This window comes from Tenuifilum thalassicum (assembly GCF_013265555.1).
In the GTDB taxonomy this organism is placed as follows: domain Bacteria; phylum Bacteroidota; class Bacteroidia; order Bacteroidales; family Tenuifilaceae; genus Tenuifilum; species Tenuifilum thalassicum.
Window position 1 is genome coordinate 1,999,071 of sequence record NZ_CP041345.1, and the last position, 12,255, is coordinate 2,011,325.

Sequence of the window (12,255 nt, forward strand, 5' to 3'; positions counted from 1 at the left end):
TGCATTTTTGGCATCGAAATTTCTTATCCTCCTTATAGTCGCCTGCCTTCCCCTTTTCGCATTTCTTTTTCATCGTTCAAGTTCGATATGTTTTACTATCACCTTAATATTATTACCAGTGAAATGACCCTTAACCATTCTGGCAAAGCGTTCAGCACAGTAAACCGAACGGTGCTGTCCCCCTGTACAACCAAAACCAACCGATAAATGATTAAAATCTCTTGTAATATACTGATCAATAGCAACTTTAATCATCGCAAAAGCATGGCTCATAAAATCCGACACCTGTTCGATTTTGTCTAAATAGCTTATTACTGGTTTGTCTAATCCAGTAAGCGGCTTAAACTCATCGATCCGGCCGGGGTTTGGAAGGAACCTACAATCAAAAACAAAACCTCCTCCATGCTCTGGATTGACCGGTGGATATCCTTTTTTTAGAGAGAAACTATACACATTAAGGGTTAATCCATTAAAAGCGCTACCAAAACTATAAGAATAGAGCTGTTTTAAAGTGGCAGCAATTTCATTAAGATAGATAAGGTTTGAATCATTAATTGATTCCAACAATTGATTTAGGTTGTTTAATGCTAAAGGGATACTTTGCAGGAAATGTGATTTTCGTTCAACCAAACCTCTAAACCCATAAGCTCCCAATGTTTGTAGCACACGGAACAATGCCATGTACGGAAACGTTTCAAGCATTTCGGATTTATCAATCTTTCGATAAGTAGATAGCTCATCAATATAGTATTCGAGTAGCTTATTCCTGATATCGCTGCTAAAGTTGGCCCTTGCCTGAAAAAGGAATGAAGCTAAATCGTAAAGTCCTGAACCAATTCTTGCAGATTGAAAATCGATGAAAAATGGGCCTTTATTGGTTAACATGATGTTGCGCGACTGAAAGTCGCGATACTGAAGAAACTGGTTATCAACATCTAGAACCTTATCGGCTATATAATCAAAAATATCATCTAACTTATTTTCATCGATTTGAATATCCGAAGGTTTAAGGAAGCAATACTTAAAATAGTTTAAATCCCAAGTGGCTGACTTTTTATCGAAATATTTAACAGGATACAACTTGCTAATATCAATATAGTGGTAGGCCTTAGCATTGAACCGTGCAAGAAACTTTACTACATTCTTAAGTTCTGGTAGTAATTGATTATCGTTGGGTGGTAGATGCAGTATCTTATCTAAGAGAGAAATAGAACCCAAATCGGTTTGTATGTAATACCTTTTACAATCTGATATTGCCAAAATTTTAGGAACTGGAATGCCATTTGATTCCAAATGCGATGATAAATATGAGAATGCCAAATTCTCATTCACATCTTCATTAAAGGTTCCTATAAATGATTTGTTTGACGACTGTATCCGATAGTAAACTCTAGAAGAGCCCGATTTAGGTAGCTTAACAATTGAAGTTGGCAATTCCTTTGTAACACTTTGAAATAAATCTTTAAGAATATCAGTATGATTAGGCATAGCGATTTTATTTAGCCAAAAAATGAAACGAAAATGACAATAAAGATGAGCGATGGTATGAAATTAAGAACATCAAAACGCTTAACCTCTAAAATATTCAGTCCAAGCGCAATAAGCAGGATACCACCAACAGCCGAGAGCTCGTTAACCATCATGTCGGATAAATAGTGCGATGCATAAGAGGCCAAAACTGTTAACCCACCTTGGTATAGCAAAAGGGGTATAACAGAAAAAAGCACCCCAACACCAAGAGTAGAAGCAAGTACAATTGAAGAAAAACCATCCATTAAACTTTTAACGAAGAACAGGTTAGGATAACCACCAGTTCCCTCCTCTATTGCTCCTAGCACTGTTAATGAGCCCATGCAATAAAGCAGGAATGCAACAATAAGCCCCTCAGAAAAAGTATTACCCTTAACATTAAACCGATTTTTAATAGAATCAGAAAAGCCACTGAGCCTTTTCTCCAGGTCGAAAATAGTGCCAGATACAGCACCAAGAATGAGGCTAAAAATTACTAGCAAAGGTTTCTCGGTTTTTAGAGCCATTGAAAAACCAAGCACCAAGGTGAAGAGCCCAACAACTTGAAAGAAAACTTTAGAATACCGCTCTGGTAACTTTGACCCAATTATAAGGCCTAAAGTCCCTCCTACTAGAATTGCGCCAACATTTATAAGAGTACCAAGTAGCATATATTTTTTTCTTTGCTAAAATATGATGATTATTATATTATGAACAAATGTTAACAAAAAAATTAAACCGAATTTAAGAAAGTTTGTATATTTGAAATACTAAACTAAGACGAACATGCCCCTACCCAAGAGCAACCGAATGCAATTTAGCCTTTTAAAGAAAAGCGAAATAATTGATTTCGTTGAGCTAAACATTACCGGGGATGCTGAAAACTATATACGGTGCGATGAGGAATCGTATTTTATCCAGACCAATGTTTTTAACATCTTTGCAGGTTGCTTTGAGCGTAGTCATCATCTATTTGACTACATTTCACCCGTCATGTATAATGCCAGGCGGTTTATTCCATTAAGGAATGAGCTTCTTGCCAACCTTGAGCAACTCCTTGTTATAAAGAATGTTGCCCAGTTTCAAAATTACCTGAGCCAAATCTTTTTGGGTAACGATTTATTAGAGGTTCTAGCATCAATTGACCCTGATTATGAAAAGCATTGGAAAGGATACATACGTCGGCTTATTCAGGTAAACCGACATATTATGCGTTTAATTGACCAATGCATCGACGAGGAACGAGTACTATGGGTTATTCCTTACTAAAGAACCTGAAAGCCAATTCGTTTTAATATCGCATTATTAACATTACAGGAACTTACAATGTAGGCCGAAAAATCGCGACGGTACTTATATGTATTCCTAAACTCCTCAAACAATTGACTATTGCTTCTAATATCATCAGCATCAATGTTGTAAGTTTTTTGAATAAGGTCGAATAGGCCAATATTACCTTTTATTGTAAACTTCTCATTAAGAGGGTTTGGATTAGGCCACCAGTCAACCAATCCGAGCTTGAAGAATCGGCTAACCGCTTCAACAGCCATCTTGGTTGCCATTACCTTTCCTTCCAGCGAATAACCAGCAATATGAGGTGTTGCAACTATAGCCCTTTTAGCAAGTTCAACCAATAGGTTGGGTTCATTTTCCCATACATCGATAGCGGCATCAGCTTTGGGGTTTTCACGCAGAAACGTTAATAACGCCCCCTCGTCAATCACCCCTCCACGCGAGGAATTGACAAACAGCGCATTAGGCTTGCAAAGCTGCAAGCTGGTTTCGTTTAGCATATGATAGGTAGGATATTTACCTGATTTGGTCAGCGGAACGTGAAAAGTAATGATATCGGCAATGCCAAGTAGCTCTTCAAGGCTAAGAAAATCGGGAAGGTTTTCGTGTTCGTCTCTTGGGGGGTCGCAGCAAATCACTTTCATTCCAAAGGCCCTACCCAGCTCTACCACTTTTTGTCCAACATTTCCCACCCCTACTACTCCAAGAGTTAGCGTTTCAGGATTACGTTCTCTGCTTTTTATCCATTTAACAATTGCAGCTCCCACCCATTGCTGAACTGCTGCAGCATTACAGCCTGGCGCTGTAGCCCAACTTATTCCGTTTGCTGTACAGTAATCAATATCGATATGGTCGTAACCAATGGTGGCCGAAGCTATCAGCTTAACCTTTGTACCAAATAGTAATTCATCATTACACTTAGTGCGGGTTCGTACAATAAGCGCATCAGCATCTTTAACATCACGCTTACCTATCTCATTTCCAGAAAGGTAAACAACATCAGCAAAAGGTTCAAAAACTCCTTTTAGAAAGGGAATATGGGTATCGGCAACAATTTTCATAGGGAATCAATTTCGAGGCAAATTTATCAATTTATTGTCGATTCACTTTCCTTAAGTAATAAAGGAAAATTTAAAAAATAAGGTTAACCCTAACGGTTGCTTCCAAGAGACCATTGAATGCTAAGCAGGAATTGCCTGGGTTGAACAAAATAGATAGTTCTAGAAATTTGGCTATCGGAAGTGTATAGCTGAACAAATTGTTTTGAATCAAACACATTCCTAACTCTAAACTCAATATCAAATCTGCTTTTTTTAGGTTTGTATTTATAATACAAATTTGTCATTAATGCTGAATTTGTTCCCAAAAGCTCTGATTTTGTGTAGTACCAGTTGGTTTGCTCGCCAATTATGTGACTTTTCTTTATGTAAATGAAAAAATTAAATGAATTATTCGATTCTATGGTTGTTGAAAAGCTTGACTGAAAACTATATTCCGATAAATTTAGCTGTGACGATATGCTAGCATTCCAATACTTGCTGTAACCAATATTTATTTTTGGTTCAACCACATACGATTTAACAATCATCGTATACTCTTGCCCATTTAAATACGAAGGCAATTCGCTTTGTCTTATTTCTCCATCAAGTTTAAGGGTTGTTTTTATTGGTAAAACATAAAAACTGATTCCCCCACTCAACGATTTACTAATTGATGTATTAAGATTTTGCAGATTACTTGAAATAACAAAACCGTCGCCACTAATTGTTTGAGCTTTCATATATTTAGAACACAGATTAGAATAATTGTAACCCAGATATCCAATGAAACCCGATGAAGAAGAATTGTACTTTGCATCAATTGATAAAAAAAACGATTGAGTTTTATCAAGATGATTACCACCAGCTGAAAGCGACCTATACCCAGCAATTGTATATCCCGAAAGCAATGCTAATGGGTCTTCTAATCTGTTTGTTAGTCCACCGAAAATATCAAGTTCCACTAACTTTAATGGTTTAAACTTCAAACTTGCTGTTGGGTTAAAAAATAAGTATTTGTTAGACAGAACTTTATGATGAGATTCATTGCTTGCTTTAACATAATAAAGCGAAAAAGGAGTTGAAACATTTAAAGTAACCTTTCCAATTGGATTGATTGATATTTTATTGCTAACCGAAACACCTGTTTTGTGCCAAGTGAGGCTATTTTTAAGAGAATCATTGTCAAGCCTTAAACCATCTGCATCGATATAGGTTTCATGATTTAACCAATCATAGTCAAAAGTCACGCTAGGAAAAAGATTAGTTTTCCCAATTGGAATATTAAAATACACCGTATTCATAGTGCGAAACGATTGGCTATTAATATTTTGAATAATATCACTTCCAAAACTTTGCAGCTGAGTATTTGGTGCTAATATTTTGAGTTTTTGGGGTGAAAAATCATAATCGACATCCGAGATGATATTTATGAAATTATCGTTAATGGGTAAAAGCAAATCAAGATTGTTTGAAAATGTTTGATGATTAGGCAGTGCCTTTACTGAATTTTGTCCGTTTAAACTAGCTAATTTCGAAAATCCATTTGGCCAGTATCCTGTATAATTTATCTTATTCTTAAGATATAAGTCACTTACATTCTTGCTAATAGTAACATCACCTTTAAGTACAGATTCTAATTCACTATTCCCCTGGTCCTCAGAAATGCTAACAATACTGTCATTTAAAAAATAGGAAACAGAATTAACTTTATGCTGATCTATCTCCTCGTTTAAATATGAAAGATTCACTTTTAGCTCTAGTTCGGATTTTGACTTATTCAAGTAGTTTAATGAATAGAGGTTGCTAATATTATCGAACAGAATAGCATTGCCGATTTTTGGACTAAAGATATTGGGGATAGAAACATACACCTTTTTAATACTGCTAGAGCCACTCATTGAACCATTTTTAAAAGTTAAGGTGCTGAATTGAGTACTTAACTTTTCGCCCAGGTTATTTCCCTGCCAAGAAGCAATTAGCTGTTGGTTCTTATTAAAAATCATAGGTGTAATATTTCCATTCCAAAGTAAAGGCTCCACTCCAATAGTCCCATTTGCGGCTCCAGTAATGGTTATATTATTTTTTAGCCTAATGTTAATTGCAACATCATTGCTTGGAATAATCTTACCCAAGGCTTTAATTGACTGATGATTTTTTAACACATCAACTGCTGCTACACTACTATGAGGCAAATTCTTATTGGCTAAGGTGTAGTTATCTTCCAAAAGGTCTAGACCTTCGATGTAGTATGTGCTAATTTTCTTCCCCTGATAGTAAACCGCACCCGATTCATCAACATTAAAACCAGGAAGTTTTTCAATAACGTCGCCTACCGAAAAATCGTTTGCACTGGCAAAGGAAGAGACCAAATATGAGATGGTATCGCCTTTTACCCGAATAGGACTATTAGTAACCTTAACCTCATCAATCCTATTTAACTTTGGTTTTAATGTAATTTCAACATTTTTACAGGGAGGACTTACTATCAATGAGGTATCGGCAAACTCCATTGAATGAAATGAAAGAATTGCTTTTCCTTGTACATTTAATTTTGTAAAACAAAATGTTCCATCATCTTGGGAGAAGGTGTACGAAATAATATTCTTTGGATTATGGTAAGGATGTAGTGTTATAGAAACATTCACAGCAGGTTTTCCATTATCATCTAGCACCCTGCCTGAAATAGATACTTGCGGACGACCTATAACCTGGATTGAAGTGAATAAAATTAACAACCAAATATTTTTCATAAAACTAAAAAAGCTCCACAAAATTATTACATTGTTGAACTCTCATAATTGCTCTATACTTTACAGATTCGTCGGAATAAGTAGCCGATTCCAATAAGTTAATAAATGAGGATTTGCTAGCCTCAAACGATTTTATAAACCCTTTTAAATCAGTTTCAATATAGTTTACTTGTTTAAAATAGATATCCTTCTTTGAATTAGTGGCGGCAATCAGTGAAAATGAATGTTCATTTTTAGTATCGTGAATAGAAACAATTAACCCTGGTAAGCCAGAAAACTTATAGGGTCCATCGCTAATAGGTATATCTAGCGTGAACCATGCAATATAGTCGCGCCCTGCATAATGTGTAGTTGCTTTCTTGCATTTATACCCGTTTATCACACTATCGGCATCGGAGCATATATTCCAGCTAAGATTAATATCCTCAACAATTTTATAATACGACGCATTCATATCTTCCTGACAATATGTTGTTAAGCCAAACTCAGGTAAGTTTTTAAATACATAGTATTTTGTAAGTGAATTTGAATTTTTGGAACCCATCAATTGAGGAAAAATCTTACCAAATGCCACCTGTGTTGGTTGATTCTCGTATAATTTCAGAAGAGAATCTATAAACATACGATCCTCGTTACAGAACATGGAACTTTTATCTCCCACAAAAAGAACCATATCTTGAATTACCTTAGAATTGGGATTGTTCCTCTCCTCATTGAAACTATATTGATAGGTAAACTTATATTTAGCTCGATCGACGTAGGTATACTTTTGAGCAATTGCATTTGACACCACAAATAGCACAACCGTAAACATTATCTTTCTCATTACCATTGATTTAATCTTTATAGGTTAGGAATGAAATATGGTGTCCTAGGATTGGAACAAGGACACCATTGTAATTCTATCGGCAAGCCACTTCGGCTATCGCTATTGCCTTACTTAAAATTTCGCTCGTGGTAGTAACACACACAACGCCCTTTACACTTGCTTTTTCACATTTAACTTCGTAGTCAACACAAACTACCTTTTCCTTTTCTTCTGCTGTAGTGTTAAAATCAAATCCTAAAAACAAAAGACTTAACAGCATCAATGATTTTACTAACTTCTTAGTATTCATATATTTCAATTTTTATCCTACTCGTAGGGAATACCCCAGGCTTTTCGGACTCGCCCATTAAAATCATTTGGCGCCAAAAATGATTTTAATTACAGCAAAATAATAATAATAATAATAATAATAATAATAATGTGCAAATAATCTATTAATATATTTTACACATAAAACCGTTTCAAGCTATTTTTACATACATTTGTCTTACCTTTCTCGTGCACTTGCATGATTTAATATAAAGAGTCACAAAAACTAATATAAACAAAAACAAACGGCTTTGAAAGTTCAATTAGATTTACCAAGTTATAAATCAAAAAAGTAGTAAATTTGCTATGGAGATAAATAAGAATCATTACAATTTCAGCCAAATAATATGATAGTTGCACCTTTAACGGATTTTGGAACCTACTTGAAACTCCATCCTCTTTTTGAGCGGGTAGAGCAAGCACTTATAACCCTTGATTTTAGTAACCCGGGCGAAAAAATTTATATTGAAAATGATAAGCTAATAGCAATACCTTCGTTTAACAAGGGGCGTAATACAGGTGAGGCACTTTTGGAATCGCACGACAGGTATATTGATATACAGATATGCCTACAGGGTGAGGAGACGTTTGGGTGGGCCGATAGGCAAACGTGCAGCTCAATTGTAAAACCGTATAACCAAGAAAAGGATATCACCTTTTACAATGATGAACCCTCAACTTATTTCACATTAAAACCAAACCAGTTTGCCATCTTCTTTCCAAACGATTGTCACGCACCGCTTATTGGTAGTGGATTAATAAAAAAAGTTGTTTTTAAAGTGAAAGTAGAAAGTAATCTGCACAATTTTTGATAACGGTTACTAAACCAAACCAGCCGACTATATGAAACGAATAGTACTAAAATTGGTACCACTTACACTACTACTTGCAGTTAGTGCTTGCGCAACTTTACTAAATACTACAAAGCAAAAAGTTGAACTTACATCCAACCCAATAGGTGCTGAGGTATACATAAACGGAGAAAGCACAAATAAAACAACTCCGTGCTCCGTATGGGTAAAGCGAAAAGTAAAGCGAGGTCCCATTAATGCTAAGAATCAGTACATCTACGAATTCAAAAAGGATGGTTATGTACCCTACACCTATACCGATAAGGCAGATATAAGCAGTAAGATATACCTGAATTTATTCTTTAATATTGCAGCAATTCCAGCATTTGGGATTGATTTTATTTCGGGAGGGGCCTACTATTACGACAATGAAGTGGTTGCCCCCTTGCAAAAAGAGACAGGCGGTTATGTTGTGATTCGCGATACAGTTGTAAAAAAGGTTTACGTTAATGCCGATGATGCAAATAGGTATGAGTTCAAAAGATTATCGGATGTAGATATTGATATACCCGATAACGGAATAGAACACCCCTACCGATTTGCACTAATTATTGGGAATGAGGATTACAGCAGCAAGCAAATTGAGTTAAATAGCGAGATAAATGTTGATTATGCCAGAAATGATGCCAGCGCATTTAAGGATTACGCCATTAACGTGCTAGGAATTCCTGAAACGAACATTACCTTTTTGCTAGATGCGACTGTTGGACAGATGAATCAGGCCATTGCCAAAACCAACCTGATAATTAAGAATGCAAAGGGTAAAGCCGAAGTGTTTGTTTACTATGCTGGCCATGGTTTACCCGATGAAGCAACCAGAGAGCCTTATCTAATACCCGTAGATATCAGCGGAAAAAACGCCAAGGAGGGCATTAAACTTGAAACTCTATATGCTAAGCTAACCGAACACCCATCAAAAAGAGTTGTTGTTTTTCTTGATGCCTGCTTTTCGGGCGGTGCACGAAACAAAGGCTTGGTTGCTGCTCGTGGTGTAAAAGTCAGACCTACTGAAACCGTTCTTCAAGGTAATATCGCAACTCTTGCAGCGGCAACCGGCGAACAAACTGCCCTGCCCTACAAGGATAAATACCATGGATTTTTCACTTACTACCTACTTAAAAAGCTAAAAGAAACTAAAGGCAATATAACCTTCAGAGAGCTTGCCAACTATTTGAATGAGGTTGTTCCACTTCAATCGGTGCTACTTAACGATAAGGAGCAAACCCCTACACTCAGAATGGGAGTTAACCAAACCGAGGATATTGAAAATTGGATTTTAGTTAAATCCAACTAAAAATGGTACGACATTTGAGTACATCGAGCTCAAAAACTTATCTATTAAAAAATGAAACATAGATGCTATTCTCTATTCATTCTGCTGTTTTTCTCTAATTTACTATTTGCTCAAGAAAAGTATAGCATTTTTGGCTACATAAAAGATGCTAGCACTGGAGAAGTGCTAATAGGAGCAACCGTCATAGCAAAAGATTTAAATGTTGGCACAGCGACTAATAGCTATGGATATTACAACCTTTCACTACCCAAAGGGGAACACACCATTGCTTTCGGATATTTAGGATATGAAACCATTGAACGAACAGTTACGCTGAACAAAAACTCAAGAATCGACATCGAACTTAAGCCCGAATCGCAGGAGATAAAAGAGGTTGTTGTAACCCGTGAAAAAGGCAACACTAATGTTAGGCGTGCCGAGATGAGCCTGGTAAAGCTTGAGATGAAAAATATTCGTCAAATGCCTGCCCTGATGGGTGAGGTTGATGTGATTAAGGCCATTCAGCTGCTTCCGGGTGTTCAAAGCACATCGGAAGGCGGTTCCGGATTTAGCGTCAGAGGCGGCTCTGCCGACCAAAACCTTATCCTACTCGACGAGGCAACTGTATACAACGCATCTCACCTTATGGGTTTCTTTTCTGTTTTTAACAACGATGCCATAAAGGATGTTAAGCTATACAAAGGTGATATTCCTGCTTCGTTTGGAGGTAGACTCTCTTCGGTATTAGATATCAGAATGAAGGAAGGGAACAGCAAGGAGTTTAAAGCAACAGGAGGCATTGGAAGCATCTCTAGCAGACTTACGCTTGAAGGGCCAATTATTAATGAAAAAAGTTCATTTATAATTTCCGGACGGAGAACCTATGTGGATGTTTTTTTCCCTCTTTTCAAGAATGAAGATTTAGATAAAAGCAGCCTTTACTTTTACGACCTAAACGCTAAGGTAAATGCCACCATTAATCCCAATAACAGGATATTCCTTTCTGGTTACTTTGGCAGGGATATGTTTGGACAAGATATTAATGGATTTGGTTTTGGTAATCGAACTTTTTCGGCTAGATGGAACCACATTTTCAAGCATAACCTATTTATGAATTTCACTTTAATATCGAGCAACTACAACTACTTTTTAGAATCAAACACAAACGATGCCAATGCGCTCCGATGGGAATCGAATATGGATGAAACCTGTGCTAAGCTAGACTTCAACTACGCAATAGGACCAAAATATCAGCTCAAATTCGGGGTTGCCAGCTCACATCTCACTTTTATGCCTGGACTGATTAAGGGAACTAGTTCTAATTCTTTTATCCAACGCTGGGAAATACCAAAACAATATGCACTTGAACATGGTGCTTACCTATCGAATGAGTTTGACCTTGGCAAAATTTCGTTCAAGGCTGGAGTTAGACTTTCGGCCTTTCAAAACTTGGGAAAAGGTGAAGGCCTTATCCTTTCACCGGATTATAAAGTTATCGGCAGAATCCAATATCCCAAAAATGAAGTTTATAACACCTACATCAACCCTGAGCCCCGATTGGGATTGGTTTACCGCCTAACCGATAGCAGTTCAATTAAAGCAAGTTACTCGTACACAACACAGTACGTACAACTTGCATCAAACTCTCAGGGGGGCAACCCTTTAGATGTATGGTTCCCTGCATCGCCAAACATAAAGCCTCAAAAAGCCAACCAATGGGCATTAGGGTATTTTAGAAATTTTTTGAACAATAAAATTGAAACTTCGGTAGAAGCATACTATAAGCGTGTGAAAAATTTTGTTGATTTTAAGGACTTTGCCAACTTGCTTCTAAACGATGAGCTAGAGGCCGATATTCGTCAGGGAGAAGCTTACTCCTACGGTTTAGAACTTTTTGCCAGAATTGGATTAGGCAAATGGGATGGTTGGATTAGCTATACCTATGGAAGAACCTTTAGAAAAACACCAGGTGTAAACATGGGCCGAACCTACAGTGCCACATTCGACAAACCCCACAGCGCTACAATTGTGTTTAACTACCAGCTAAATAAGCGAATTACTATTTCAGCAAACTGGATATACTCAACTGGTCAAGCATATACACAGCCCACTGGCAGATACGAAATTGAGAATGTAGTGATTCCACTCTACTCAGACCGAAACAGCAAGCGCTACCCCGATTATCACCGGCTCGATTTGGCTGTTAACATAAAAAAAAAAAAGAGTTTAAACCGCCGTTGGCAGAGCGAATGGAATTTTGCCATATATAATGTTTACAACAGGCACAATGCTTGGACTATCAATTTTGAAATCGATGAAGAGAATGGTAACAAGCCTTACGCCGAGAAGGTTTACCTATTTCCAATAATTCCATCGATAACATATAATTTTAAGTTTTAAG

General features: G+C 36.9%; 10 protein-coding genes. 4 read left to right on the forward strand and 6 right to left on the reverse strand.

What is annotated here, in order from left to right; translation table 11 throughout:
* Nucleotides 1–69: 69 nt before the first annotated feature.
* Both FHG85_RS08440 and FHG85_RS08445 read right to left on the reverse strand, forming a co-directional pair.
* A complete protein-coding gene (locus tag FHG85_RS08440) occupies nucleotides 70–1,488 on the reverse strand; it encodes a RapZ C-terminal domain-containing protein (RefSeq protein WP_173074884.1) in 1,419 nt (472 codons plus the stop codon).
* An 11-nt stretch (nucleotides 1,489–1,499) separates the two neighbouring features.
* Complete coding sequence (locus tag FHG85_RS08445) at nucleotides 1,500–2,180, reverse strand: DUF554 domain-containing protein (protein WP_173074885.1); 681 nt, start codon at nucleotides 2,178–2,180, stop codon at nucleotides 1,500–1,502.
* Nucleotides 2,181–2,295: 115 nt separating this feature from the next.
* Between FHG85_RS08445 and FHG85_RS08450 the strand changes: the two genes are divergently transcribed.
* Nucleotides 2,296–2,778 carry a hypothetical protein gene (locus FHG85_RS08450; RefSeq protein WP_173074886.1) on the forward strand — a complete coding sequence of 161 codons (483 nt, stop codon included), beginning with the start codon at nucleotides 2,296–2,298 and terminating at the stop codon, nucleotides 2,776–2,778.
* On the opposite strand, the gene FHG85_RS08455 is transcribed toward FHG85_RS08450, so the two are convergent.
* The 4 genes from FHG85_RS08455 to FHG85_RS08470 all read right to left on the reverse strand — a co-directional run bounded on the left by FHG85_RS08455 (nucleotide 2,775) and on the right by FHG85_RS08470 (nucleotide 7,710).
* A complete protein-coding gene (locus FHG85_RS08455) occupies nucleotides 2,775–3,863 on the reverse strand; it encodes a 4-phosphoerythronate dehydrogenase (protein ID WP_173074887.1) in 1,089 nt (362 codons plus the stop codon). The genes FHG85_RS08450 and FHG85_RS08455 overlap by 4 nt on opposite strands.
* A gap of 89 nt (nucleotides 3,864–3,952) precedes the next feature.
* Nucleotides 3,953–6,592 (reverse strand): carboxypeptidase-like regulatory domain-containing protein, encoded by a 2,640-nt coding sequence (locus tag FHG85_RS08460; protein ID WP_220429189.1) that lies wholly within the window; start codon nucleotides 6,590–6,592, stop codon nucleotides 3,953–3,955.
* 4 nt (nucleotides 6,593–6,596) lie between these two features.
* Nucleotides 6,597–7,418, reverse strand: a complete 822-nt coding sequence (locus FHG85_RS08465; RefSeq protein ID WP_173074889.1) for a GLPGLI family protein — start codon at nucleotides 7,416–7,418, stop codon at nucleotides 6,597–6,599.
* A 76-nt stretch (nucleotides 7,419–7,494) separates the two neighbouring features.
* On the reverse strand, nucleotides 7,495–7,710 hold the full coding sequence (locus FHG85_RS08470; protein WP_173074890.1) for a hypothetical protein: 216 nt from the start codon (nucleotides 7,708–7,710) through the stop codon (nucleotides 7,495–7,497).
* Nucleotides 7,711–8,077: 367 nt separating this feature from the next.
* On the opposite strand from FHG85_RS08470, the gene FHG85_RS08475 reads away from it, so the two are divergent.
* The 3 genes from FHG85_RS08475 to FHG85_RS08485 are packed head-to-tail and all read left to right on the forward strand — an operon-like array spanning nucleotide 8,078 to nucleotide 12,254.
* Nucleotides 8,078–8,542: a YhcH/YjgK/YiaL family protein gene (locus FHG85_RS08475; RefSeq protein WP_173074891.1), complete on the forward strand. Its 465-nt coding sequence runs from the start codon at nucleotides 8,078–8,080 to the stop codon at nucleotides 8,540–8,542.
* A gap of 31 nt (nucleotides 8,543–8,573) precedes the next feature.
* Entirely contained in the window at nucleotides 8,574–9,875 is a 1,302-nt protein-coding gene (locus FHG85_RS08480) for a caspase family protein (protein WP_173074892.1), read from the forward strand.
* 51 nt (nucleotides 9,876–9,926) lie between these two features.
* Nucleotides 9,927–12,254 (forward strand): TonB-dependent receptor, encoded by a 2,328-nt coding sequence (locus tag FHG85_RS08485; protein WP_173074893.1) that lies wholly within the window; start codon nucleotides 9,927–9,929, stop codon nucleotides 12,252–12,254.
* Nucleotide 12,255: the final 1 nt, after the last annotated feature.